Here is a 26,164-nt window from a genome sequence, read left to right on the forward strand (position 1 = left end):
ATTCTATCTGGCTTTAAATTTGTATTGTATCTTAGGATTTTCTTGCAACTCATGAAGACTTTGGGGATAGTTCTCTATAACCCATGTCATAAAAGCACTTATATCTATTTTCTCTTTCAGTAATCTTTTTTGCTTTTTTTTCCACTTTCTTTTTAATAGCGAAAGCCTTTCAGAAAGTTCTACGACCTTACTGATACCCTTATCCCCTCGACTATACCTGTAAATAAGACCATACCTCTCCTCTAGTTCTTCAAAGACTCCAACCTTCCAAGCACTCGAATTGATCATTACTGCAGGAACTCCTAATACAGCAGCCTCCGTTACCATAGTGCCAGTGTCTGCCACCAGCATAGAAGAATAGTAAATAACATCGTGTATCCTATGTTTGGGAATGGAAAGTTTATACTTTTCCAAAGGAGCAGGCAGTGGTAGCTCAGATGAAATAAAAAATTTAATCCCTAATTTTTCTAGTTTTTTTATAAGATAGATTTTGTCTTCATACGAAAGTCCGTATAAGTTAACGTCATGTAACGCATCAAATGCATTGAACCTAAGTAATAAATATGTATCATGCTTACTCACTCCTAGTTCGTGCAAGATGTCTGGATTAGGGTTATAATATTTAGGAGATAAATAGCTAAGTTCTTTGTAGCTGTCTACCTTTATATGCTGATTACCAAGAGACTGTCTAAATGCTTTGGGGGTTATAATCGCCCTAGGGATTCTCGAAAACATCTTAAACTCCAGTTGATACAAACCGCTATAGAACATAGGTTCTCCATCCATATACCAAATATTTGGAACATTAAGAATTTCCGATATAATTGCCCCATAACCTCCACCACCAACTATAACATCCGGTTTAATTTTATTTTTAATTGTTTTCAATAACGCTGACATTACATCAAGGGGAAACTGAGCAGTTTTTAACAGTTTATTTGAAGACACTAACGGATCTGAATACATAATATAATCGAACCCAAAAGAATTTAGTAATTCTATTGTATCTCCATAGTTTCTTGCCAACAAGAATACGGAGTGCCCTTTATCTTTAAGAGCAGTATATATGTTCTTATAGAAATGCGCTTGAGCGGGAGTATTTACAACTATAAGGATATTCATTTTATTACCCCCCATACATGATAACTTCATATATCCTCTATATATTCCCTATACCATGCCTCAAACACTATTAGGCTCCATATTTTGAGTCCATTATTCCTTTTTCCGGTTTTGTGCTCCCGTATCAGCCTATCAATGTAATCATAATTGAAAAACCCCTCTCCTTTATGATATCTTCAGACAGGTACTCATTCACCAAGTCTTGTAGATCCCGGTCTAACCAGAGCCCGGTCGGTGGATTGAAGCCCATTTTTTCCGTTTTAATACAAACTTCGGCAAGTATGGCTTCATCGCCATCTTTAGCACATATTTTAACTGGAACCTTTTTAACTTTATGCTGTATGGAATAGTTGCTGAAAACTCTATTAGTTTATGATCCACGAAAGGTACCCTTGCCTCGAGCGATGCGGCCATACTCGTCTTATCGCCGTACTCCAGGAGATTATATGGCAGGAAGCTATTTATCTCTGCATAGAATGTCTTCTTTTCATAATCGTTTGTTCTTGCCCTGTTAAAGAGTTCTTTTACGAAATAGGAGGAGTCCTTAAATTTGTGGGATTTCTTGAAACTCTCGGAGTATAATTCCTCTTTTTCTTTCTCGCTGAAGTATCGGATCATATTGTAATACCTCTCATCCGGGGGGAGGCGAGTAGCTTCAACAAACATTCTACCCCATCTAACATAATCCCTTTCTTTTTTGGACTCTGGAAGCAGGTACAGTAATTTCTCGAACGGCCTTGTCACTATGCTTGGGGTTTTGGTATAGTACTCTGCTAGCCTCATTCCCAGGTACTTTGGATATCCTGCGAAAACTTCATCCCCCCAGTCCCTGAAAGCGCGACTTTAACTTTCTTGGAGATGTAATCTGATATTAAATGGATTATTGAAGTGGAGTTCCCAAACGGTTCATCGTGTTGCTTAACTATTTTTGGTAATAGCTTAAACACGTCCGGCTCCAAGACAACCTCATGGTGCTCTGTATCAAAAAACTCAGCTACTTGCCGGGCGTACTCTAATTCGCTAAATTCCTCATCATAAAACCCCACTGTGAATGTTTTTATTGGCTCTTCAGAATACCTTGACATTAAGGCCACAATGGTGCTCGAATCGAGCCCCCCGCTTAGGTAAACTCCTATTGGGACGTCACTTATCATGTGTATCCTGATGGATTCCTCCAACAGTTCTCTGGCTCGTTTTATGTAGTACTCTTCGCTGTAATTACTCTCGGGAAACTCTAAATCCCAATACCTCTTTATCTCAACACTACCCTCTGACTGGGGTACTAACATATGGGCTGGAGGGAGCTTATGAATATCTACAAATATGGTATCTGGAGCAGGCACGTAAAGATAGGACAAATAGTCATGCAGTGCCTGAAGGTTTATTCGAGGAATGTATCCGTCATATTGCAAGATAGATTTTATCTCTGACCCAAAAAAGAATACCCCGTCGATAAAAGCATAGTATAATGGTTTAATCCCGATTCTATCCCTTGCGAGTATTAGTTTCTTCTCATTTTTGTCCCATATGGCAAACGCAAATCAGTTTATTAATGAAATTTTCTCCGTACTCTTCATATGCATGGACTATAACCTCTGTATCAGTATTGGTATAAAACCTGTGGCCCCTCTCTATTAGCTCTTTCTTAAGCTCTGGAAAGTTATATATCTCCCCATTAAAAACTATCCAAATTGACTCATCTTCGTTGTGTATTGGTTGCTTTCCCCCTTCTATGTCTATAATGCTTAGCCTTCTCATTCCGAGGCCAACATTGTCATCAATAAAAAATCCCTCGTCATCTGGGCCCCTGTGCTTAATAAAATCAGTCATTTTTTGAGCAAAACGGGATCTGACAAGCCGTAGAACCCGGTAATTCCGCACATCTTGGCTTCACCTTTTTATGATTTTGTTTAGGTCGATCTTTTCAGGCTTTCCTCTCCTCAACCTTTATGTATCTGGAGGTATTACCTATAAGCCTCTCTGCGAGCTCAATTATCTTTTGCTCCATTAACAAGCACCTCTAAGTAGCTTTTAAGGGATTTTGCAATTTCTTTTCTATCATAATGTCTTTTAACAAATCTTCTTCCCCTTTTGCCCATCTTTACCCGAATTTTTGGGTTCTCAAAGAGGAACAATATCTCATCCGCTATCCCATGGGGGTTTGTACTAACAAAAATTCCACCCTTGGACTCTTTTATGAAGGCCAATAACTCTTTACTGCCTGAGCCCATGACTGGAAGCTCACAGGAGGCATACTCGTATGCTTTTGTTGGCATAGCATATTCCAAACTCTCTAGTTCTTTTAAGTTTGCGATCCCAACTAACGATTCCGACATAATCTCTGGAGTCCTGTCTCTTGGTAGAAGACCAGTAAAGATGACAACGTCTGTAAGGCATTTCTCCTTAGCTAGTTTTTCCAAATACTCTCTAACATCCCCGTCTCTTGCAATTAAAAATTTTATACCAATATTTCTCTCTTTAAGCTGTTCTATGGCCAAGATGACATTTTTCAAGTCCTGAGCATGCCCCACGTTCCCGGTGTATACGATTTGTCTTTTCTTTTTGGCCTTTCCTTGGCAATGATTTTTCCAATTTTAAGAAACGCCTTCAACATTTTTAGGGGATTCGTCCCAATATTCTCCAGAAGATATTTTTTATATGGTAGTTGGCGGGTTCTAAAGTTGTCGTAAGTTATAAAAAACACCTCGTGGCCTTTAAAAGCGTCCATCAAGTAAAGCATCTCAGTCAAATGCCCGCCGTGGGAACAGACTAAGGCAACCTTCATCTCACTATCACCTTATAATTTATCCAGTAAAAGAAGTTTGCAATCCTTTTTATGAGCCTATCGACCACACTATAGCTCAACTGCTCCTCAGGAATCTTCCAGTCCAGGCTTCTCAGCAATTTTTTCCTATCACACTCTATTTTCTCAACCTTTGCCGTAATTCCATCTTTCGTCCCTTTAATTTTGAATTTGATTCCCTCAAATCCATTCAAAATTGAGTAGCCCCAGGTCAGTACCTCAGTTGCCAGCAAAGAGGGAAGCATTAGCAGGAGCTCTTTCCAGGTTAAGTACTTCCTTAGGATTATATACCTCCCTTTCTCCAGGTGATATATCTTCTTGGACGGAACTTTAAGCTCGTAATCGTGGTAAACTATTGAAGTCGGCACATACAGAATTTTAAACCCCTTTGCATGGGCCCTCCAGGAAAGCTCAGCATCCTCCATGTAGCTGAAAAAGTTCTCGTCAAAGCCCCCGAGTTCAAAGTATTCACTCCTTCTCATTGCAAAGCACGCCCCAGACAGACCGCTAAGATACTCGAATTCATCAAACTTCCTGGGATCCCCATTCAACCCCCTCACAAACGTTAACCCGGTAAAATGCTCTATGTTCCCGCAGGTGTTTATCTTGGAGCCATCGTAGGTCAGGATCTTGGGGGTGGTAATTAATTTTTGCTCCTTTTCCAGGGGTTTCAAAAGCTCTTCGAGCCAGCCCTTCTCGACCTTAGTGTCGGGGTTCAGGATAACAACATACTCCCCCCTCGCATGCCTAACCCCCAAATTGTTCCCTCCACCATAGCCCAGGTTTCTAGGGTTTTTAATCAGCTTAACCTGCGGAAATTCCTTCTCAACGAGCTCAGCGGTTCCGTCGGTAGAGCCGTTATCTACCACAATAACTTCCAGGGGATTATTATCCAAAACAGAGGTTAAACAGGCCCTTATGTATTTTTCATGATTGTACGTGACTACGATGACGCTCGCCTTATTTGAGAGGCTCATAGCTCACTCCCTCACCATCTTTGCCAGCACGTTGAGCATCAGCCCGGCAACAAATAATTGAATCCCGATGATCACGAAAATCCCCGCGCCTATTGCTTGAGTTAAATAAACATTCCCACCCCTGTAGTACGGCTCTAGAGCTAAATAAGCCAGAATTCCGGCAACGATGAAAGATATCAAACTCAAAACCCCGAACAGCAACAAGGGCCTCCTGTACCCTATCAAACTTACAATTCTCGCTAAAACACCGAGCCCGTGAGACAGTGGATTCTTCTTGTGCTTTCTTGGAACATCATAGCGGACGCTTATCGGGACCTCCATAATTTTAAGTCCCTCTCCCCTGGCCTTCACTATCATGTCCGTCTCCACCGAGTAGTCGGGGCTGTTCAGGTCAAGCTTCTCCAGAGCTTTTTCGCTGATTGCCCTAAAGCCGCTCTGGGAGTCAACCCCAACTCCGGCCGCGACTTTGGTGCCTTTGTTTAATACCCACAGGCCTAACCTTCGGTAGAGCGGAATTTTCTTTTTGCTCCCGTTCAAGTACCTCGAACCGATGACCAGGTCAGCTTTCCCTTTAACTATCGGCTCAAGGAGGAGAGGTATCTCATCCGGGTTGTGCTGGCCGTCTGCATCTAAAGTTACAACAACATCGTACTCCTTGCTGAGGGCGTACTCAAAGCCCGTCCTGAGGGCCTGCCCCTTGCCCTTATTCACTTCGTGCCTTATAACAACCGCGCCCGCTTCTCTGGCTATCTCGGAAGTCCTATCAAAAGAACCGTCGTCAACGACGAGGACATCGCCGAACTTCTTAGCTAAAGCGACGACAGAACCGATCGTCAGCTCCTCGTTGTAGGCTGGAATCACTATTAGGGTTTTCATCCTGCTCACCGTTCTTTAAACAATCTTAAAACATTATGCTTTAATAAATTTTGGACATTAATGCGCGTTCAATCCCTCCTAAATATTCCTCTGTCAACGATTTTCTTACCAACTGCATAGGCATACCTTATGACCGTCCCGTTGACTTCCTCCGGAAGCTCAAACTCTTCCTTGCCTTTCACTTCGTACCACTTCTCGAACACTTTGGTCCCGTTGTCCAGGAAGCCCCATATCCCCAACCCTGTTCCGGTAGCGTTCTCAAAGTGGAGGATTACTTTCTCATTCTCCTTCTCCACCCTGACGTTCGGGTGTTTGAGCCTCAGGATTTTTATCATTCCCCTATCGGAATATACGAGCTCGTAGGGCTCATTTGCATTGATGAAGAGCCTTACCAGAGTTGTGTTGAAGGCTTCCTCGTTCATGAATATTGCATATTTATAATCAAGGTTTATGTAGAGGTAGGTGTTTGTGTTTGATGCCGAAAGCCCTGGCTTCATAACTCTGCCTTGATATTCGACGTAAAGCTCCTTCGGCGATATTACTTGCCCATTAAGGTTCACAATCACGTTCCACCTCTCCCCAGGCTTCGCTATTATCTTATAATCCCCCCTCTGGAAAACCAAAGCCCCAATCTTGGATGTGAGGGGCAAAACAATGAGGCCGTACTTTTCGGTTATGTTGTACTTCGGGTGCATTTTTGCGGTATCAACTATGGCTCCAAACTTTAAGAAATCATAATAACTAACAACAACGTAATCCACCCCAAGGCTCATGGCCCAGTTTTCATCGAGCTTGTCGAGGTAGTAGAGGGCGACACCAGTATTTGGGCTCCCTTGAGCTATTGGGCTTCTTCTTGCATAATAGGTTACAAAGTGCCCGTAGTCCCACCAGGTCAAAACTACGTCGTTTTGGTTGGAGTTCTCTCTAAGCCATGTTAAGGCCTCTTCCCAGTGCTCGTTTGCATATGGCCTAAGGGAATACGTTTCTTTTATCGAGAACCCCCCGTTAACCATTGGGAGAAGAACCAGCAGCCCAATGCCCACTGCCGAAACTTTTCTTCCGTCTAGACGGTTTAAGGTTTCATAAAGCTCTACAACCCCAATTCCAGCCATGAGGGCTATCGCAGCTGAGCCTATGAAGAGGAACCTCGTCCACGTTTTTATCATGTAAATACTTGGGAAGATAAGGCCCAAAATTAGGAAATCACTCATGTTTACCCTATTCGGATCAAACCTCAGGAAGAAAAGCGGAGCCAGGAAAAGGCTTATTGAAAACGCCTTCCATAAATCACTAAAACTCGAGGGTTGGGTTTCCTGAATTGGGGCCTCTATGAAAATCCCAAAGCCTGTGGAAAGCTCCTTAAGTGCCTCGAAGCGGTGGAAGAGCACAAAAACACCAAGAACCGCAAGCCCAATTAAAACTCCGGCCCTTGCTTTTCTATCTTTGATAAACTTCCCGAGGATGAAAATCAAAATTATGAAGGCCAAGCCCAGTGGAACAAGATACTTAACGTGGACTAAGAGATAGGCGTCCTTTATCGTGCCGAACTCAAGCATTAATTTTTCAGCGACCCTCTTACCCAGTTGGTCATAACCAAGCATCCCGTAGCCAAACTTCCCGCCGAGGGAGTTGGCCATAAAAGCTCCCAGAACCGTTGAAAGAACTAACGCCAGGGCATCAAGCAAGTTTTCCTTTTTATCCAGAATGAACGCTCCAACAGCAAGGAAAACTGCATTTGCAAGCAAAAATATGAATATCGGATAGTAAGCCTGCCAGAAGATTGAGGCAAAGCCGCTCGCAAAAGCCGGAACTAAATAAAGGGCAAACCTCAGGTTTCCCAGCTTATCCTTCATAGAAATTGCTAGAGCAACGCCGAGCAAAGCCACAGAATACCAGAAGAGCATGTAGTTGTCTCCCCTGTAATAGTTGGCCATGGACCTAAATACATGCCCGAAGCTTATTGCAAGGAATAAAGAGGCAAAAAACGCCTTCTTCTCATCGTAGAGCTTCAGAAGAGCAAGGTAAAGGAAGACCACGGTTAAAACCCCAAAAATCACGGGGGTTATCCGAAACGCATTATAAAGGGAAACCCCAAAAACCTTCAAAACTTTATAAACATAGGCCGGGGTCATCCAGAGGCCCAAAGGATGAGCGTTATTTATCTGACGCCCCCACGGCCCACCTGCAATCGTCAAAAAGTTAAACCAATCTCCCGCTTTTAAAGCCTCCTCAATGTAAGCCAGATGAAAGTAAGGATCATACCCAAGTATGTACTTATGCCTCAAGGGAATTAACCTTAGGATAAGCGTGATTGCAGTTAACACAGGCAAAGCAACTTTAGGCTTAAAGGCCTCCTCAAGCTTCATCCCATCCCACCGCCTCACATATTTTTCTTCCTATTTTACTTAAGCATTTCGTTAATCTCATCTATCTTAACATATCTACTCTCTTGACCTCTCTCATCAGGAAAGCTACCGTCAAGGTAAAAAGTACAAAACCCCCGAAAACAACAGCCTGTCCCGATGCCCCCAGCCCCAATAAATTCTCTTTAAAGATCGCAAAGGCCAATATAACCCCTACAACAGGCAAAGCAACCTTCAAATCTGGTTTCATCATGAGGAAGTAAAGAACCCCTCCAGCTAGAAAGCTCTCAGGAATTACAAAACCAAAAAGAACAAAGAGGATCGGAATTATTTCAGGTTTTCTCACCCTTACCTCTCTTCTCAAAACATCATCAAGAAGCAGAACCCCGGAAAAGCCAAAGATCAAAGCATTCATAAGCTCCTCATAGGTGTAAACGTCCCCACTAACTACCTTTGAACTGGAATAGATTATGTAGAGAAAATACCCAACCAAACCAAAATCCCTGTTTTTTAGAGAAAGGCCAAATAAAATAGGTGCAATAAACATAACGTACTCCTTGAGAATTAATCCACCTATTATAGATGCAACAACTCCAATCATCTAAACCACCTTCGCTATTTCCCTTATGTAGTCACTCGGCCCCAGATCTATAGTCGGTGCTAAAGCATTGAACCTCTTCAATATTTTTTCCCTCTCAAGATAAGCCCTGTAAAGCCTCTTCAGAGTCTCCCTGTCTAGCTCTCCCCCATAAAACAGTATTGGATTTGGAGACAGCAGTAATACTTTGTGGTTCCACTTCGCCTGTGCAATAGCTTTGTACAAATCGGAGGGGTTGTTGAGGTCGCTTATGAATATAAGGAAAGAAGGCATCTTTATAAGTGATAGGCCCTCAAATATTCCCTTGCTCCCCCTTCTACCTTTCTTTAGGGGCAGAACCTTATTCAGAAAATCCCTCCCCTTTTTGCTAAGCTTCACCTCGAGCTTTGCCCTCAGGCTCATGGCCCCCTTTTTCCATCTCAGGTTTAACTTCCTCCTCATGTTCTCTAGGTGTGCCATTGATTTCGCCGCCTTAATAAAATCCGCGCTCTCCTCATCGTAAATCACCATCCCAACACGATAGCTTTTGATTAGCGTTGCGGCAAGCTGTAAGGCCAGTGTTGATGCGTAATCAACTTTCGCCATTTTGATCCCTTTCCTCATCTCGTTCGTGTTGTCGACAAAAATGTATACATCTGCATCGCTCTCCTTCAGCATCTCCCTTATTATCAGCTCTCCCAATCTCACACTTGCTTTCCAGTCTATCCTTTTGAAGTCATCACCGTGTCTGTATTCTCTCAGATCCTTGATCTCAACACCTTCTGTCCCGATGAACTGGCTCTTCTTGTAAAGCTCTGCCAGCCTTAGGTTGTAGTCTGCTTTAGCTGCTTCCTTTATGCCCTCAACCGATGGGTAAACAAAGATTTTCTCCTCGCTCCCTATAGAGAACTCTTCCAAATACAATCCACGTTCATCCTCAGCTGTAACTTTTGCAGGCCCGAGCGAAAACTCGCCCTTATACCTTGGGGTTAAGTAATAGACAAACCCCCTCGATTCTCCACGTTCCAAAAGAGAGGGAGGAACGCTTGAAACTTCAAAATCTTCCGTTGATTCATCTATCTTTACAACGGCATTCTCACCTTTATTTTCCAACCTGACCGTTACCTTCTCGCTTTTGTTCTCCTCGAGTCGAGTATCTTCAAGAATTCTCTCGCCTTTAATATCAAAATTAGCTTTAGAACGAAGTATGAAGAGATAAACAACTATGGAAAAACCTACTAAGGCCGGGACTATGTTGTCCCCGAGATAGCCCTCAAGGATCAGCAGAAGTGAGAGAATCACAATAAAATCTTCCCTCTTCATCTGCTACACCGGCACCTCTGTTTCCTCGAGAACTTCCCTTATTATCTCTTTGGTGGTAACCCCCTCCAACTCATACTCGGCCTTCAAAAGTAGCCTGTGTGCCAAAACCGCCGGGGCAACCTTCTTCACATCGTCCGGAATAACGTAATCCCTACCATCCAGGAAAGCCGATGCTTTAGCAGCATAAAGCAAATGCTCACCTGCCCTTGGAGATGCCCCAAAGAGCAGCCTTTCATCGCTCCTCGTCTTTGAAGCTATGGAGTATATGTACTCTATTATCTCGTCACTCACGCTAACCCCTTTTACTTTCCCCATAAGCTCCAGCAGCTCCTCGTGTTTTATTATCGGGTTGACTTCCCAGAACTCGCCCCTGCTCTTCCTCTTGAGGAGCCCCATCTCCTCATCCTTGTCGGGAAAGCCAACCTCTATTTTGAGCATAAACCTATCTAATTGGGCCTCGGGAAGAATGTAGACACCTTCATGCTCCAATGGGTTCATCGTCGCTATCACCAGAAAAGGCTCCGGGAGTTTGTGGGTTACACCCTCTATGGTGACTTGCTTCTCCTGCATCGCCTCAAGTAAAGCTGATTGAGTTTTTGGCTGGGCCCTGTTTACTTCATCGGCCAGAATAACGTTGGCAAAAATGGGCCCGTGCTTTATAGTCCACTCACCGGTCTTTTGGTCGTAGTAGAAGATGCCTATTATATCAGCGGGCAATAAGTCAGGAGTGAGCTGTATTCTTGAAAACTTCAGCCCTATTGCGTTTGAAAATGCCTTTGCAATGGTTGTCTTAGCCACTCCAGGAATTCCCTCAATCAATACATGGCCCTCAGAGAGCAATGCAATGGTTAAAAGCTCTATAACATCCTCTTTACCAACGACAGCCTTGCTGATCTCGGTTTTAAGCTTTTCCATAAACTCTTTACCTTCCATGACTACCACCTAACTTTGATCCATTTTTAATTTCATTGATGATCTTAATTAACAACTCCCTATTTAGTCCATCTTTTTCCAGGCTTTTAATGATTTCCTCTAAGCTTTCTTTCTCTTCCCTTGCGAAGATTAGGAGAAGGGAAAAGATCTTCTCAAGGACTCTCAACCAGAGGCCGCTTTCGATTATAAACGCTATTGCAGCAACGAGAAGGATGTAATAAAAGACAAACTCCTTGTTCACAGCCCTCCTTATTGTTATCGTTCCGGAGGAGTAGGGGTTGAAGTCCCTGTGATGGGCCTCATCTATGTAAAACGGCCCGCTTGCATAGTCAAGAAGGTTCTTTATGAACTCCTCGTTCTCCCTGAAGAGCGAGTTCGTGAATAAATCTGGATCTGATATTAGTATTACCTCCCCATTTCCATGCTCAACTTTCTCAACAATAACGAAGGCCCCGTAGTTGTTTTTGAAAATTGATGAGTTGGGCGTATAAACGAGGGCATTTTGAGAGTTCAGGATTACAGATGGGTTGTACATAACTATTCTCTCAACGTTTTTGCTGAGATCAGAATCGACTATCTCTGCTGTTACTGGATAGTGGTGATTTTTGGAGTAAATTGGTGTTATTAGCTCCCCCCTTCCAAACCTCTGCTCAAGGCCGAGCCCTTCCAGAATCTCATTTCCAGTCCCAAAGTCATCGGCCAAAATCAAAGCATTTCCGTTTTCAAGGAACTTCCTTAGCTCCACTATCTCTTCATTCGTAAAGTCCAAGTTGGGCCCCACTATTATCAGGGTACCCTTCCTCTCTCCCAAATTCACTGAGTCATAAGTGCTTAAAACCGGAGTTATTTCCCCCTTCGAGTATAGAAGCTTTCCAAAGCTTGAAACACCATTCCAGTCAGTGTTCAAAACGCTGTAGTCTGCACTGCTCTTGAAGACAGGGACAGATAAGGGCATGATCATTATAGAAACTCCAACAATCAGCATTATTGCATAGAAAACCCTGTTCATAGCTCCTCCCTCACGAAAACTTTGACTATTGCCGTTGCCACGCTTCTCACTCCCTCAATAATTTCCCTCGCTCCCAATCTTTTCTTTCCGTAAAATGTCGCTTCGTGGAGAAACGTTGCCCTCCTTAACTCAGAAAAAAAGCTCTCATTCTCAAGCTTCTTAAGGAGCTCCCTAGGAGTTATTGACTTTGGAAGGTTGTAAAGCCTCCTGAAGAGGCCGTATAGGAAGCGGTAGGATTTTATCAAGTCTGGCTTCTCTTCGCTCACAGCAATGCTCTTTTGTTCTTCTTTGGGCTTTGTCTCAACAACAACTTTTGGCCTTCTTGTGAGGAGCTTATATCCTATAAAACCCAAAACCAAAAACACAATGAAGAGCAGAAGCCTTTGCAGGTAATTGTAGGGGATGGCCTGGACCTCAACGATGTTGGAAACGCTTTCTGCAAACTCTTCATTTCCCGGGAATTTAACATATACCGCATGCTCCCCCCTATCAAAACGAAGCAGTAGAGTGAAGTTCCCCCGGGCGTTTATCGTTTCAGTGAGCTTGTCGTCAACGTATACCTCAAGGGGTATCTCATCCGATGTACCGTTAACATAGCCCGGAATCCTAACTTCCTCGCCTTCTCTTACTTCGCTTTCCTCAAAAAACAGCCTTATCGTTAGTTTTGATTTGGGCGGAAGAAGGGTTAACTTTGTAATTGTGCCCTCATGCTCATCATCCCCAAGAAAAGACATCGTTACGTTCTTTTCTTCATAAAACTCCCCCAAGTCAAAGCTAAAAGTGCCGTTTTCATCAGTGAGTGATTTATAATTCTCCCCATCCATCTCAAGGATGATTTCCTTTCCCTTAAGGGGGCTCCCAAAGTAGTCGAGCAGGTAGCCCTCCACCGTAACTATAGTCCCGGTTTTTTCAAGGGCTATTATTTGAGTCGGTATCTTTTGAACCTCTATCCGGATAACGTTTGAAGTCACCACATGACTTCCATTCATCGCCTGAGCGTATACCTCATAGAGACCAGTTTCGTTGAAAGAATAGCGGAGCCTGAATCCGCCGTTTATAATCTCCGGAGTGTAAGAAGCGTTGTTTATTATAACCTTCACGTTCTCAAGCCCGAGGGTGTACCCGTAGAAGGTGACGTTCTCATGCAGAAAAGGACTCTCCTTTGATGAAAATATTGAGAATTCACTTGGAGCGGCTAATCTGTTGAGCCTCTCTTCATATCTCTCTATAAGTCCCTCCAGCTTTTCAAGGGCCTCATACGTTTCCTCCAGCTCAAAATTCAAAGCCTCCCCATTTTCCCCGATTAGCCTTATCCCAGAAACATGGGCCAGATTGAGATAGATATCATCCATGGATGCCTTCATGGAGAAAAGATTCGTCCTTGCCTCCAAAAAGTCCCCGTTTTCAAGGCTCTCCATAAACCTCTGGTGGCTTGAGGATAATATAAATACCCCCTCCCCAAGGCCCTTAAAGCGGTATGCAAGCCCAACAGCAGAGGGCCGTATCCCGAAGGAGTTATACTTTACAACCTCCTCAACGGTAACGTTTGCGAGGGAATAGAAAGATTCAGCCTTAATCACGGTGTCGTTCTTATCTTCAAGGATATCTTTTATGATGGAATTAAAATTGCCGAGCATATCATTGAAGTAAATATAAACCCCATAATCATCTCCCTCAACTTTAGAATAGTCCTCAGCGTAAGCAAACCCCGAAAGGATGGTTATTATGATCAGAATTGAAATAAAGCTTCTCCCCCTCATTTTTACCAATGAAAATTTCGCAAGATAAATCTTTTAAAGTTAGTGGTGCTTTATAATTTGGGGTAAAAATGGAGCTGAAGTACATTGTAAGCGCAGCACTTGGAATTTCCGGCGGGATAATGGTTTTAAGAGGATTCTTGGCTGCAAATCAGAGTTACATTAATTTGGGAATTGCCGGGATGTTTTTGGGTGCAGTTGTTCTAACCCTGAAATCCTCCAAGTACGTGAAAAAGGACTCCCTGGATATTCTTCTAAAGTCCCACAAAGGGTTCTTCAAAGCCCTCCTAAGCAACTTAAGGCTCGAGGGGAAGGCCGTTTACATTCCACCCTATGAAAATCTTCCCGAAGGAGGTATCTTTGTTCCCCTTCACGAGGAATTTGACATAGATCCCGCTAGACTTGATGAGGGCACATTCTTCTTAACAGAAACACCAGATGAAAAATCAATGGGTCTTCTCATAACATCTCTGGGAAAAAGCCTCCTAGAAAAGTATGAGGGGCATTTGGAGGCCCCCATTAGCAGCGTTCCAGAGCTTGAAGCCTCGGCAGGGTCCGTTCTAAGGGCCTTGGGAGTGGCAAAGAGGGTCCACATAGAAGAAAACGAGAGTGAAGTTAGAGTTATCCTCACACCCGAGGTGTCATGCAGCTTTGAGGAGTGCGAAAGGGCCCCGTGTCCAATATGTGCATCCGTTCTCCTGGGCCTAGCCAAGGCGACTAACAACATGGTAGGCGTGGAAAGCTTCGAGAAAAAAGATTATGGAATTGAGATAAAGGCCAGAAAGCTCGGCGAGGTTAGGGAATGGATGTGAGCCCCTCGGATGAGTCTAAAACTTTGAGAATCGCTTTTTCATCAAGTACTATTGCCTCTTCCGGAGCATTTTTAACCCTCTTAGCTATTATAAGGTAGTATTTATCTCCCTTCCATCCTGTAAGCTCGGATTTCTTCTTCAGCTCCTCAAAAACCTTTTTCCCATCGACAGGCTTCCCCCTCCATTTGCATTCTCCAAAGAGGGCTTTCTTTCTGTCTCTGCTAACGGCCACTAGGTCTATCTCATAGACCCTGCGCACTCCCTCCTCCCTGTAATACCCCCAGTGCCGCCCCATCTGCGTGAACTTAAACGGAAGCTCTCCTTTATGATTCAAAATCCACAGAAGTTCTCTGGATATAAAGTCAAACCTCTTCCCAACATAATCCGGCAGCATTGACATAACTTCCTTACCGAGATCCTCGCGCATTGCCTCGTACTCGCTCAGCCTCGGATGAATGAAGCGGAACCAGAAGTTAATCAATGGATGCCTTATGTAGATCACACCCTCCTTCCCCAAAACTGCCCGATCATATGAAAGGAGCTTGAAATACTTGGTCAGCTCCTTCAGATGCCTTGTCAGCGATGTCTCCTTCCTGTTTAAATAACCGGCTATTTTGCTTATCGAGGTGGCACCGTTTGCCACAGCTTCAAGAATATCATAATAAACCCCCGACCTTCTTCCAAACTCCATGGAAAGTATTTTTGGGACTTCCTCCTCCAGAGGAGCGGATGGAGTAAAAAAGAGGTTTTTGATTATCTCTTCCGAGCTTTTCCCTTCAAGGCCCTCATCCTTTATGGTAACGTAGTATTTCGGAAAGCCCCCGAACAGGGCATAAAGGGTCATGAAATCATCAAGATCTCCTATTTTCAGTTCTTTTGTCATTTCATATGCACCCTTAATTCCAAGCTCTTTTAAGTGGATTTCTCGCTTTATCCTCCCATAGAGCGGCTCCTTTGAGTCTTTGAAAAGTTTCTCCATCATGCCTATGGTTGATCCCGTGAAGATCAACATAAGCCCCGCTCTGTTCTCGTTAGTGTCGATCAGTTTTTGAAGGAGAGGAAATACTGAAGGATCAACTTTCTGAAATTCCTGGAATTCGTCAAACGCAACTGCACCGTTGAACCTCTCGAAGAGAACTCCAAAGAACTCATCCCACGTTGAGAGGCTTTCGTATTTTGTAATAACCCCCTTTTTTCTCAAAATTTCTTCATATTCTCTGAGAAGGGACTCCGAGGTCTTTGTTTTGTTGACGAAAAAGTAGAGGTCATTCTCTTCCAAAAACTCTAAGAGAAGCCTCGTTTTCCCAACTCTCCTCATTCCGTAAATTACAACGGTGTAAAGCTTTCTCTTTGAAAGCTCTCTGGCTTTATGGAGTACCTCTATTTCATGCTCCCTATTAACGAAGCGCATTATATTCACCTACTGAATAATTCACTAACTGAATATAAAAACCTATCGGCCCGCAACCAAATGGTTTAAATAGCCTCTCTCATAGAGACCTCTAAGTTGAAAACCAAAACCTCGGGGGAATTAGGGAATGGATGTAGAGGATTACATGCTCCTCTTTCTCTCATCATGGGTTCTCATCTCGGCGTTAGCGGTAGGAACTGTTGATGTATTTCTCACCTTGACCCTCATAGGCCTCCTCATAACCCTCGAAGTTGGAAGCTTCTTCTTAAGCAAAGAACAGAAAGAAAGCTTAAAACCTCTGGTTGAGCTTTTGCTCGTAATATTCGCCATAATAGTGATGAAAAAGGTTTACGAGGTTTTGAGCGGTTGAAATCAAACCCCCGGGTTTTAATGTCTTTTTGGCAAAACTGAGGATTATATCTTTTATAGCTGCATTGTGTTTGAAGGACCAGCAATACAACCGAAAAATATGAATATCCAGAAATAGGATAATCCTGTTGGTGGATTATTCAAAGAGATGAGAGAACACTATTATACCAGTTGCTCCACAATTTCCAAAACTTCTCTGGCAAATCTCAAAACGAACTCCGCTTCTTCTTCATCAACCAAAGCCCCTCCATACTGAACATTGTGTCTTGAAATCCTGAGTTTATCGAAAATGTTCATAAGCTCCACTATTTTGGGATTAGTTCTGTACAGTTCCCTAACAGCAATAACTAAACACTGATGGCTTCTTTCTTTATATCCCTTTGCAAAGAGTAGGGCCCTCACCGAATGAAATGCGGAATTATAAGCAGCTATTTCAACCATAACATAGTCGCCAATTTCAAATGTTCTTTCTGCAGATTTTAGGAACCTTCTTGCAATCTCTATTGAACTTTTCACCCTTTCTATTGCTGAAGGAGTCATGCTTTGTTAATCCTCTCTTTAGACAACTCCTCAAACTTCATAATGGGGCCCCCTTTATCAACAAATGCTTTCTAATAACACTTTCAGTGAAATGGTCTTTCTCTTCCTTCATTTTCTCCCATTTATAAAATGGGATAACTGTGAGTTGAAATCTTACTCCCACTTTATCCTCTATTTCATGTAATAGCTGATAGTTGATGTCTTCTTTGTTTCCAATAACGAGTATATCCAAATCACTCTTCTCATCAAACTCTCCAGAAGCAAAGCTCCCGTATATTGCGAGGGAACTGCAGTTTTTACAAATATACTGTATGCCTTTCTCTTTTAAGAGGACTAGGTAGTATGTCTTTTTTATTTCTTTGACTGCAAAATCATCATTGTTTAATCTAAAGAGTCTCAAATTTCCTTTTCTTTTGGAGATTAGGATGTCTTCACTTTCAAATAAGTCACAGTAAAGTTTAGCACTTCCAGGACTTATTTTTAAGGTTCTGGCCAGCTCTTTTAGGTGTATTTCACAAGCAGGATGGAGAATGAAGTACTCTAATACTTTAAACCCTGTAAATTTTTTAAAGTGTTCCAGTATTGGCATGATATATTGAACGATCGTTTATCTTATAAAACTTTCGTTCATTATAACAAACGATATTGTAAATAAATTCACTATAATCGTGAGGGAAAACCATTTTAAGCATTCGCATTCCTTTAGTATTGGTGGTCAAATGAGCTGGAGAGATTACTGGGATCTGATAACAATCATTACACTTTCACTCCTTCTTGATCTCCTCATAGCCTTCTATCCAGACAGTTTACTTAGAAAAGCCCTTGGTCTGGCCTTTGTGCTCTTCTTCCCAGGTTACGTTTTCATAACGGCCCTTTTCCCCGAGAAAAAAGAGCTCGACAACCTTGAAAGACTGGCCTTGAGCTTTGGTTTGAGCATAGCCATAGTCCCCCTCATAGGCCTTGGCCTTAACTACACTCCCTGGGGGATAAGGTTAATCCCCATACTGGTTAGCCTAACAGTTTTCAACCTCATCTTTGGTATTGCGGCAATTTACAGAAGGGCCAACGCCGTTGACCCGTGGATCCCAAGGATAAGCAGTGAGAAACTTAAAGAAGAACTGGAATGGGGGAAATCAAGCAAACTGGACAAAGCTCTAACCGTAATTTTGATAATAGCTATAATCTCTTCAATAGCGACCCTGGGTTACGTCATAACCCACCCAAAGCCTGGAGAAAAGTTCACGGAGTTTTACATCTTGGGCCCGGAAGGAAAAGCTGCGGATTACCCAACTGAGCTCTTTGTGGGAGAAAAAGCCAGGGTTATTCTGGGTATAGCCAACCACGAGTACAGGGACGTTACCTATCATGTTGAAGTCTGGCTGGTCAACCTCACCTACGACTTTGAAACGAATGAAACCATTATATATAATATGTATATTGTGGATTACTTCAACGTGACCTTACCTCATAAGCCCGTTGATATTGAGGGCAACTGGACACCTCAGTGGGAAACCAATTACACCTTCACCATAAACAGGGCCGGAAAATGGCAGCTGTGGTTTTTGCTCTTTAAGGATGAAAGGTCTCCAGTACCTGGGCCATTAAAAGGTGACTATGCCCAAACAAACGCCACTCAGAGAATTTTAGATGCAATAGAAGGGGAGATACAATCTCTGAAGTTAAATATCGAGGTTAGGGAGATTTAATCCTTCCTGAAGATGCCCCTGTCCATTATCTTTTCACCCTTAGTGTATTCATATCTTATAAAGTCTCCCTCCACTTCTTTTGGGAGTTTAAATTCTGCTTTGTTTTCAACGTTGTATTCCCTTTCAAATACCGCTGTCTAACTATAAGAACTGAGGCAAATTTTAGGATGGAAGGGATCTCCAAAAAATGCAACCACAGGTTTTATAAGCCTTCATTATTACTATCAATTATGAGTAGAAAAATAAAATCACAAGTAGTTATAGCTCTGATGGCAATGGCCTCAATATCGGGCCTCTACTATCTCGGAGACCTCCAGGCCCAATCACCAATGCCTTTGGAAGAGGCCAAAAAGGGTGATTTAATAGAATTCACCGGTATATGTGTTAACTCAAAAGAAAACTTCGCCGTCCTTTACAATGGCAGCGAGATCATAGTGGTTTTTGAGACATTAGAGTCGGGAAAAGTCTACAAAATCCGGGGCAAGCTTACAGATCCAGATAAAAGCTATGTGCAGGCCTTTGAAATAAACCAGACTTCTCCCAAAGCTCTCCCGCTAGAAACAGTAACCGGTGCTTACTGGGTTGATGACTACTGCCAGCTCCTCACCCCTCAAAGGATCTCCCTAAATACATGCTTAAATGCATCGAAAGGAGAGAGGGTTATCGTTGAAGGCCTATACTACAACAAAAGGTTCTATGTTGTAAATTACACCCGGTTAGGTTTTGAAAATTCTCCCGAGGACAGCATGCCCTTTTTGATAAGGGGCTCTGTGATCTACGGCGGGAACCCGGCTACAATATGGGATGGAGAGGAAGAAGTCAGGGTTTACCTCCCCTATAAACAAACTTTAGAGGTTGGTGACTACGTTGAGGTTATAGGCACGGCCAAGCTTTATTCCACACTAACCATATACGTTAATGACAGATCTGACATCAGGGTTCTTGGAAGAGCCAGAAAATGCCCCATAGGAGAAGAAAAGATTGGCGAGATAGCCTATGGGGTCTGTGCGGTCAAGAAATCAACAAAAACCTACATAAGCCTGAATTGCACTTCAATCCCCCTTTATGGATTTTCAGTTAGAGTTGGAGATTTAATTGAGTTCGAGGCCATAAGAAGGAAAAACTCTCTTTACTGCCTGGAGTGTAAGGTTTCAAGGCCAAGAGAGGCCCTTGAGAACTCAATTTGCAACCCAGTTCCAGACCAGCCATCAAAAATAGAGGGCAGAGTAGCTTGGGTAAAATTGTACAGCAACGGCTTTGGAATAGCCAACATAACAAATGGAAACTGCTGGACTCTTTTAAAGCTTTCAAAATCCATTGGAGTGACTCTTGAAGAGGGTGGGCATGTAGTGGCCTTTGGGTTCCACACCACATATAGGGAAATGCCGGCCTTTGAAGTGGCTTCCAGAGAAGATGTGATCAAGGATTAGGTGTCCCACATGCTGAGGGAATTAATCCTCGGGATGCTTGGAGGAACATTAACCGGCTTAACGCCCTCCCTCCATGTTAACACTCTAGCTTCCCTCATAAACAACCTCGACTTCCCGCTTGAGGGCTTTTCCTTTGTTGTTCTGGCCTATGCCATGGGCCTGACACATACTTTTCTTGATGCATTTCCATCGACCTTTTTTGGAGTTCCGGATGAGGGGACTGCTTTGAGCGTTCTCCCGGCCCACAGGCTGGCACTTCAGGGAAAGGGCCTGGAGGTTATAAATCTCTCTCTGAGGGCCAGTTTGCTTGCAGCGATCTTCTCAATAGCATTGATTCCCTTATACCTCATAATTGCCCCCTACTACACTCCGGAGATAGGGAGGGCGATTGTGTTTTTCCTGGCTTTTCTCATAGTAGTAACTGAAAAAGGTATAAAGAAGCTCTACGCTCTTTTTGTCTTGCTCCTCGCAGGGGCTCTTGGTATTGTCAGCGATCTTTTGCCGTTAAGGGAACCTTTTTACCACCTATTTGTGGGTCTTTTTGGAGTTCCGGCCATTTTGCTCTCCTTGGATAACAACAATAAGATCTCGGGCGGAAATGATACGATAGAGATGAGCCAATCCCAACTGGTTGGCTTCTCATTCCTAGGGACTATTTTTGGCATGATGGCCTCTCTATTGCCTACCTTTACCTCATCACAGGCCGCATTGATAGGAAGCTTCATTGCAAGGAGTGAGAGGACATTTTTAACAATCACATTTGCCGTAAATACAGCTAACTTTGTTTTTGGTCTTGGGAACTTTTACTCCACAGGAAAAACAAGAAATGGGATCTTGGTTCTAATCAGGGAGCTTTATTACCCAATAAGTCTCCAGGAGTTTCTGATCCTTTTATTGGCCACATTAGCTGTAGCTGCTATAGTGAACCTTTACGGTCTCTGGCTGTCAAAGAAACTTGTTACCCTAATAGAGAGGATTGATTATAGGACGTTAAATGCTCTGATATTGACGACAACAGTTTTAGGTTCTTTATTTCTTGATGGCCTATTTGGTCTTTTGGTTTTAATTGCGGCAACTCTGGTTGGCTTGACGGCCGTGTTTTTGGGTGTAAAGAGAACAGCTTGTATGGGAGTCTTAATGCTGAAAGTAATGCTTGGTTAAGGATCTGACAAAGGAAAAGAGGTTTGATATTGCTGTTTAGATTTTTGTCCAAATTAAGCTGTAGTCATTCAATTGACCAAAATATTTATATATTTGGTCATTTAATTGACCAAATGGTGAGAGTAGTGATCCAATTGGATGACTATCTTGTAAAGCTCGCAGCTGATCTCCCTAGAAGGTTCGAATATGCCAGAGGTCTTAGAAGGAGGTTTATTTTTGAAGAGCTTCAAGGTAAGGTAAATTCCTTTATGGGGGGTGGTAGATGTGCGACAGTTTTCCTACCGGGGTTAAGAGCCACTGGTAAAACTACTCTCTTGGGTCAGCTCTATTTTTATACCCATTCCTTGAGCTCGGAGGTAATTTACCTACCCGTTGATGAACTTAAACTTCTGGGTTTCACACTTATTGAGGCTGTTGAAAGGTATTTGGAAATATTTAGGCCGGAAAGGCCGGTACTCCTTCTTGATGAGGTTCAGTATGATGAGAAATGGCCGTTGACATTGAAGGTCTTAAATGATAGAAAACAATTTCTGATAATAGCCACTGGTTCATCTGCGTTAAATCTCAAAGAAAGTCCCGATCTTGCTAGAAGGGCTGAACATATTCATGTGCATCCACTTACCTTTAGAGAATACCTTTATCTTTCAGAGGGTGTTTTGGGTAAGGGTAGCTTAAAACCACTTCTCGACTTTGATGTTGAGTTAATTGAGAGATCCATGGCAGAGAGTGCCCCGTATCTATGGAAAGCTGAAGAATATCTTCGAACAGGCTCCCTTCCATTTTCATTTGATAGAAAAGAACCTGAGGTTTATGAAGCGGTTTTCACTCTAATTGAGAGAATGATTTATAGGGATCTTCCTCAGGTAAAAGGGTTTGATTCTCAGACACTTGAAAAGACACTAAAACTTCTCTTCTTGTTAGCAAATCCAAAAGGAGAACGTTTCAGCTATGAAAGACTATCAAAAATCCTTGGGATGGCTAAGGGCACTGTCATATCCACTATCAATGCCCTAATCAAGGCGGGAATACTGGTGGAGATTCCTTCGATAGGTGGAATGACAAAAAAGGTTAAGAAAGGTCCAAAATTGAAGTTCTTAGCTCCGACCCTAAGGGCAGCACTTCTTTATAAGTCCGGAGAGCTTGAAAAAGGTCTTTCTGCCCTTCTTGAAGATGCTGTGGCTTTTTATCTCTCCAAAATTGGTAAGCTGGAGTATGAGCCTGAAAAAGGTGGCGCCGATTTTGTCCTCACAGTTGATGGGCGAAAATATGTTGTAGAGGTCGGTTTGGGGAAAGATAGAGTAACACAGGTTAGGAGAAGCATGGAGAGAGTCAGTGCTGATGGAGGGATTGTTATAGGAGAGAAGTTCTATGCTAATGATGACATATTAAGCATCCCTTGGCGGAGATTTCTTGTCCTGATTTAATCCTCTTTTCCCATATAAACGTCTTGAAAAGTTGTGGACCGAAATACTTTTTAATTTTATTGATTTATTACTTTTTGCAATTGTAATGAATCAGGTGATGAGTATGAGAAGGGAAATTGTCTTCATGATTGTGGGCCTGTTATTGGGGGCAGCAGGCTTTAAAATAGGTGGTGCACTCTTTAGCGATATAAGCATCTCAGAGAACAATGAAATCGCAACTGGAGAATTTGACGTTAGAATCAGCAAAACAGGAAGCAGTTTTTACAATGACTTAAAGCTTTTTGAATTCAATGATCTTAAACCGGGGGACGAGATAAAAGCTGAGTTCTACATAAAAAACAGCGGGGACTTCAACATCTCCAAGATTCTTATAATTCCTCACGTTCAAGACCTGGAAAGCGGTGATCTTAATGGGGCCGAGGCCTTGGTGGACAATACAACCGAAATTGGGGAGCTAAGTCAAAACCTCATACTGGAGTGGATTGTGATAACACAGAGCAATCAAACCTATACCCTAAGTGATTACTCCGGAAAGAGCCTCCATGAGCTAAACAACCAGTCGATCTCGCTCTTAACTGCACCCTTTGCACCTTCAGAAGTCCTCAAAGTTACAATGTTTTTCTTAGTGAACCCCGAAGCGGGCAATGAGATCCAAAAAGACCTCTGCCTAATTTCAATGCAGATCTATGCAGAGCAGTGAGTTTTTAAACTTCTTTTTCTTTTCTTATTTGGTGTTCGCAATGATCGGGATAATTTTTGATATGGATGGTGTCATTTATAGGGGAAATCAGCCGATTGATGGTGTTAAAGAGGTTATTGAGTTTTTAAAGTCCAATAAAATTCCCTTCGTATTTCTCACCAATAATTCAACCCGAGATGCTAAAATGTATAGGGAAAAGCTTCAGGGGATGGGAATTGAGGTTGAAGAGGATAGGATAATAACTTCCGGCCATGCAACGGCCCAGTATTTAAAGAAGCACTTTGAGAAGGGTAACGTTTTTGTGGTTGGTGGCAAGGGCCTTGTGGAGGAAATAAAATCCATAGATTGGCCTGTGATAAGCCTTGAAGAAGCAAAAGAGAAGTGGAGAGAAATAGGATATGTTGTAGTTGGTATGGACCCTCAACTGACCTATGAAAAGCTCAAGTACGGCTGTCTGGCGATAAGAAATGGGGCCCGTTTTATAGGCACAAATCCCGACACCACCTATCCGGGTGAGGAGGGAATTCTTCCCGGTGCCGGTTCCATAATTGCAGCGTTAAAAGTTGCCACTGAAAAGGAGCCTTTAATTATAGGAAAGCCCAATGAACCTGTTTTTGAAGTGGTTAGAGAAAAACTGAACGCTGATGAGATATGGGTGGTGGGGGATAGACTGGACACTGACATAGCATTTGCAAAGAAAATTGGGGCAAAGGCAATAATGGTTTTAACCGGTGTAAACACGCTTGAGGACATAGAGAAGAGTGAAGTTAAGCCAGATATAGTGTTACCCAGCATCAAGGAGCTTTTGGAGTACATAAAGGTGCATTTGGAGATTTAGGATCTATCTCCTTAATTTTTTATTCAATGAGCTCCTCTATTAGGGCTTTAGCCTTATGGCCTCTATAATGTCGTTCAGGTAATCTTCATGTGCTCGCTTCATATGTAAACGACCTCCTTATGCGCGGCCTGGGATATTTTGGGTTTCAATGCAGACTCCATCACAAGATCGACTCTAATACTAAGCAGTTCTTCTAGATACTCTTCAAGTTTGAGGAATGTTAATGGAGAAGGCACTTCATAAAAATCTACAAGTATGTCCACATCACTCGTTTCTCTAGCCTCCCCTCTAACATAAGATCCAAAAATGCCTATTTTTTTTAACTTTGAACTTTCTTTGGAGTTCTCCTTTGTGTTGTTTTAATATTTGCTCAATTTCCTCTAATCTCTTCCTATTAGCATCAAGATTTAATATGTTATCAAGGAAAATATAAACCTTACTTTTACTTTTTTCTTTTGAAAGCTTTGTCCGTAGGGGTGGGGGTAGTTCACTCCCGAGAGCTTTTCTTATCTCTGCTGGGAGAGTTATCTAATAATTGTGCGTGACTTTTGTGAGTGGATCCAATCACCTGTTACTGACCTCCTCCCCACCCTGAAGGACGAGGCTTTCACGAGGTAAAGCGACAACTTTAAAAACCAACCCTTAAAGCTAAATGCAGAAGTTAATTTTTGGGTTAGATTTATAACTCCGTCTTTTGAAAATCAAAGAGGTGATTGAGATGAATCCATTCCATGATTTGGAGCCCGGACCAGAAGTACCGGAAGTTGTTTACGCCTTAATAGAGATTCCAAAGGGAAGCAGAAACAAGTATGAGTTAGACAAGAAAACAGGCCTTATAAAGCTTGATAGGGTTCTTTACAGCCCGTTTTACTACCCAGTTGACTATGGTGTAATTCCTCAAACATGGTATGATGATGACGATCCATTTGATATCATGGTTATCATGAGAGAACCGACGTACCCACTAACAATAATTGAGGCAAGGCCAATCGGCCTATTCAAGATGATAGACAGTGGAGACAGAGATTACAAAGTTCTTGCAGTTCCAGTGGAAGATCCATACTTCAAGGACTGGAAAGACTTGGATGATGTTCCAAAGGCCTTCCTTGATGAGATCGCTCACTTTTTTAGAAGGTACAAAGAGCTTCAAGGAAAGGAAATTATTGTCGAGGGCTGGGAAAACGCTGATAAAGCAAAACAAGAAATCCTTAGGGCCATAGAGCTTTACAAGGAGAAATTCAAGAAGTGATTTTCTTTCTTTAAAATTTTGGAGGTAAGAAAATGTACAGACTCCTTAGAGTTAAAGACATTGTGAGAATCCCCCCGAAGATGTTTACACTGGATCCCAAAGAGGCCGCTAAAATAGTTTTGAGAGAGGCTTATGAAGGAATCTACAACAAGGATGAAGGTGTTGTTTTGGCTGTCCTAGAGGTTCATGAGATCAGTGAAGGTGTTATCATTCCCGGAGACGGTGCAACCTATCATGATGTGGTTTTCGATGTTCTTGTGTGGAAGCCCGAGATGCATGAGGTTGTTGAAGGAGAGGTTATTGACGTTGTTCCCTATGGAGCTTTCATAAGAATTGGCCCGATGGATGGACTTGTGCACATTTCTCAGCTCATGGATGATTACGTTGTATTTGATGAGAAGAATGCTCAGTTTGTTGGAAAGGAAAAGGGCCACGTATTAAAACTTGGTGACGTCGTCAGGGCGAGAATAATTGCCATAAGCGAGAAGAGTAAAATAATTAGAGAGAACAAGGTTGGCCTTACCATGAGACAGCCGGGGTTGGGCAAATTTGACTGGATAGAAAAAGAAAAGAGGAAAGCGGAAAGTGGTGGGTGAAAATGACGGAAAAGGCCTGCAGACACTGTCATTACATCACCAATGAAGATCGATGCCCTGCATGTGGGAGCAGAGATTTAAGTGACGAATGGTTTGATCTTGTGATAATCCTCGATCCAGAAAACTCCAGGATAGCCCAAACACTCGGAGTGAAAAAACCGGGGAAATATGCCATAAGGGTCAGGTAA

27 protein-coding genes and 2 pseudogenes are annotated in these 26,164 nt (G+C 42.7%); 11 read left to right on the plus strand and 18 right to left on the minus strand.

Annotated elements, in window-relative coordinates; all coding sequences use genetic code 11:
* Positions 1-3 precede the first annotated feature (3 nt).
* The 14 genes and pseudogenes from TSIB_RS00005 to TSIB_RS00060 all read right to left on the minus strand — a co-directional run bounded on the left by TSIB_RS00005 (position 4) and on the right by TSIB_RS00060 (position 13,743).
* Entirely contained in the window at positions 4-1,122 is a 1,119-nt protein-coding gene (locus TSIB_RS00005; RefSeq protein WP_048160083.1) for a DUF354 domain-containing protein, read from the minus strand.
* Between the two features lie 26 nt (positions 1,123-1,148).
* Positions 1,149-1,274: pseudogene (locus TSIB_RS10735) on the minus strand (hypothetical protein); the annotation flags it as partial.
* A gap of 64 nt (positions 1,275-1,338) precedes the next feature.
* Positions 1,339-2,651: pseudogene (asnB, locus tag TSIB_RS10740) on the minus strand (asparagine synthase (glutamine-hydrolyzing)).
* Positions 2,635-2,952, minus strand: coding sequence for a hypothetical protein (locus TSIB_RS10665; protein ID WP_148206138.1), 318 nt, complete (start codon positions 2,950-2,952; stop codon positions 2,635-2,637). The pseudogene asnB and the gene TSIB_RS10665 overlap by 17 nt, the downstream one beginning before the upstream one ends.
* A 158-nt stretch (positions 2,953-3,110) precedes the next feature.
* Complete coding sequence (locus tag TSIB_RS00015; protein WP_052293215.1) at positions 3,111-3,635, minus strand: glycosyltransferase; 525 nt, start codon at positions 3,633-3,635, stop codon at positions 3,111-3,113.
* Entirely contained in the window at positions 3,632-3,907 is a 276-nt protein-coding gene (locus tag TSIB_RS00020; RefSeq protein WP_228359814.1) for a hypothetical protein, read from the minus strand. Before TSIB_RS00020 ends, TSIB_RS00015 begins: the two co-directional genes overlap by 4 nt.
* A complete protein-coding gene (locus TSIB_RS00025; protein ID WP_012766037.1) occupies positions 3,904-4,902 on the minus strand; it encodes a glycosyltransferase family 2 protein in 999 nt (332 codons plus the stop codon). The genes TSIB_RS00020 and TSIB_RS00025 overlap by 4 nt, the downstream gene beginning before the upstream one ends.
* Before the next feature lie 3 nt (positions 4,903-4,905).
* Entirely contained in the window at positions 4,906-5,778 is an 873-nt protein-coding gene (locus TSIB_RS00030) for a glycosyltransferase family 2 protein (protein WP_012766038.1), read from the minus strand.
* 68 nt (positions 5,779-5,846) lie between these two features.
* Complete coding sequence (locus tag TSIB_RS00035; RefSeq protein WP_012766039.1) at positions 5,847-8,144, minus strand: STT3 domain-containing protein; 2,298 nt, start codon at positions 8,142-8,144, stop codon at positions 5,847-5,849.
* A 61-nt stretch (positions 8,145-8,205) separates the two neighbouring features.
* Entirely contained in the window at positions 8,206-8,742 is a 537-nt protein-coding gene (locus TSIB_RS00040; protein ID WP_012766040.1) for a hypothetical protein, read from the minus strand.
* The gene (locus TSIB_RS00045) at positions 8,743-10,041 is read right to left on the minus strand and encodes a DUF58 domain-containing protein (RefSeq protein WP_012766041.1); all 1,299 of its coding nucleotides are present in this window, start codon (positions 10,039-10,041) and stop codon (positions 8,743-8,745) included.
* Positions 10,042-10,044: 3 nt separating this feature from the next.
* Complete coding sequence (locus TSIB_RS00050) at positions 10,045-10,974, minus strand: AAA family ATPase (RefSeq protein ID WP_012766042.1); 930 nt, start codon at positions 10,972-10,974, stop codon at positions 10,045-10,047.
* Positions 10,964-11,983: a DUF4350 domain-containing protein gene (locus tag TSIB_RS00055; protein ID WP_012766043.1), complete on the minus strand. Its 1,020-nt coding sequence runs from the start codon at positions 11,981-11,983 to the stop codon at positions 10,964-10,966. Before TSIB_RS00055 ends, TSIB_RS00050 begins: the two co-directional genes overlap by 11 nt.
* Positions 11,980-13,743, minus strand: coding sequence for a hypothetical protein (locus TSIB_RS00060; protein ID WP_012766044.1), 1,764 nt, complete (start codon positions 13,741-13,743; stop codon positions 11,980-11,982). Before TSIB_RS00060 ends, TSIB_RS00055 begins: the two co-directional genes overlap by 4 nt.
* 68 nt (positions 13,744-13,811) lie before the next feature.
* On the opposite strand from TSIB_RS00060, the gene TSIB_RS00065 reads away from it, so the two are divergent.
* Positions 13,812-14,552, plus strand: coding sequence for a hypothetical protein (locus TSIB_RS00065; RefSeq protein WP_012766045.1), 741 nt, complete (start codon positions 13,812-13,814; stop codon positions 14,550-14,552).
* On the opposite strand, the gene TSIB_RS00070 is transcribed toward TSIB_RS00065, so the two are convergent.
* Complete coding sequence (locus TSIB_RS00070) at positions 14,536-15,963, minus strand: ATP-binding protein (protein WP_012766046.1); 1,428 nt, start codon at positions 15,961-15,963, stop codon at positions 14,536-14,538. The two genes, TSIB_RS00065 and TSIB_RS00070, sit on opposite strands and share 17 nt — an antisense overlap.
* Before the next feature lie 127 nt (positions 15,964-16,090).
* Here TSIB_RS00070 and TSIB_RS00075 point away from each other — a divergent pair, with 127 nt between their 5' ends.
* Entirely contained in the window at positions 16,091-16,333 is a 243-nt protein-coding gene (locus TSIB_RS00075) for a hypothetical protein (protein WP_012766047.1), read from the plus strand.
* A gap of 161 nt (positions 16,334-16,494) precedes the next feature.
* Here the strand turns inward: TSIB_RS00075 and TSIB_RS00080 are convergent, their stop codons facing one another.
* Together TSIB_RS00080 and TSIB_RS00085 are read right to left on the minus strand one after the other, a co-directional pair.
* Positions 16,495-16,872: a HEPN domain-containing protein gene (locus TSIB_RS00080; protein WP_012766048.1), complete on the minus strand. Its 378-nt coding sequence runs from the start codon at positions 16,870-16,872 to the stop codon at positions 16,495-16,497.
* 37 nt (positions 16,873-16,909) lie between these two features.
* Positions 16,910-17,461, minus strand: a complete 552-nt coding sequence (locus tag TSIB_RS00085; protein ID WP_012766049.1) for a nucleotidyltransferase domain-containing protein — start codon at positions 17,459-17,461, stop codon at positions 16,910-16,912.
* A 130-nt stretch (positions 17,462-17,591) separates the two neighbouring features.
* On the opposite strand from TSIB_RS00085, the gene TSIB_RS00090 reads away from it, so the two are divergent.
* The 6 genes from TSIB_RS00090 (at position 17,592) to TSIB_RS00115 (ending at position 24,131) form a co-directional block, all read left to right on the plus strand.
* Complete coding sequence (locus TSIB_RS00090; RefSeq protein WP_012766050.1) at positions 17,592-18,578, plus strand: DUF1616 domain-containing protein; 987 nt, start codon at positions 17,592-17,594, stop codon at positions 18,576-18,578.
* Between the two features lie 230 nt (positions 18,579-18,808).
* The gene (locus TSIB_RS00095) at positions 18,809-20,008 is read left to right on the plus strand and encodes a single stranded DNA-binding domain-containing protein (protein WP_012766051.1); all 1,200 of its coding nucleotides are present in this window, start codon (positions 18,809-18,811) and stop codon (positions 20,006-20,008) included.
* Between the two features lie 9 nt (positions 20,009-20,017).
* On the plus strand, positions 20,018-21,169 hold the full coding sequence (locus TSIB_RS00100; RefSeq protein ID WP_012766052.1) for a tripartite tricarboxylate transporter permease: 1,152 nt from the start codon (positions 20,018-20,020) through the stop codon (positions 21,167-21,169).
* Between the two features lie 113 nt (positions 21,170-21,282).
* Positions 21,283-22,593 (plus strand): ATP-binding protein, encoded by a 1,311-nt coding sequence (locus TSIB_RS00105; RefSeq protein WP_012766053.1) that lies wholly within the window; start codon positions 21,283-21,285, stop codon positions 22,591-22,593.
* A 103-nt stretch (positions 22,594-22,696) separates the two neighbouring features.
* Positions 22,697-23,293 (plus strand): TasA family protein, encoded by a 597-nt coding sequence (locus TSIB_RS00110; protein WP_048160084.1) that lies wholly within the window; start codon positions 22,697-22,699, stop codon positions 23,291-23,293.
* A 40-nt stretch (positions 23,294-23,333) separates the two neighbouring features.
* Positions 23,334-24,131 (plus strand): HAD-IIA family hydrolase, encoded by a 798-nt coding sequence (locus TSIB_RS00115; protein WP_048160085.1) that lies wholly within the window; start codon positions 23,334-23,336, stop codon positions 24,129-24,131.
* A 98-nt stretch (positions 24,132-24,229) separates the two neighbouring features.
* Here the strand turns inward: TSIB_RS00115 and TSIB_RS00120 are convergent, their stop codons facing one another.
* Positions 24,230-24,445, minus strand: coding sequence for a nucleotidyltransferase family protein (locus TSIB_RS00120; RefSeq protein WP_228359842.1), 216 nt, complete (start codon positions 24,443-24,445; stop codon positions 24,230-24,232).
* A gap of 404 nt (positions 24,446-24,849) precedes the next feature.
* Here TSIB_RS00120 and TSIB_RS00125 point away from each other — a divergent pair, with 404 nt between their 5' ends.
* From TSIB_RS00125 to spt4, 3 genes are read left to right on the plus strand one after another with little or no spacing between them, the layout of a single operon-like run.
* Positions 24,850-25,380, plus strand: a complete 531-nt coding sequence (locus tag TSIB_RS00125; RefSeq protein WP_048160086.1) for an inorganic diphosphatase — start codon at positions 24,850-24,852, stop codon at positions 25,378-25,380.
* Positions 25,381-25,412: 32 nt separating this feature from the next.
* Positions 25,413-25,976: a DNA-directed RNA polymerase gene (locus TSIB_RS00130; protein WP_012766058.1), complete on the plus strand. Its 564-nt coding sequence runs from the start codon at positions 25,413-25,415 to the stop codon at positions 25,974-25,976.
* 2 nt (positions 25,977-25,978) lie between these two features.
* Positions 25,979-26,164: a transcription elongation factor subunit Spt4 gene (gene spt4, locus TSIB_RS00135; protein WP_012766059.1), complete on the plus strand. Its 186-nt coding sequence runs from the start codon at positions 25,979-25,981 to the stop codon at positions 26,162-26,164.

The organism is Thermococcus sibiricus MM 739, assembly GCF_000022545.1.
Classification (GTDB): domain Archaea; phylum Methanobacteriota_B; class Thermococci; order Thermococcales; family Thermococcaceae; genus Thermococcus_A; species Thermococcus_A sibiricus.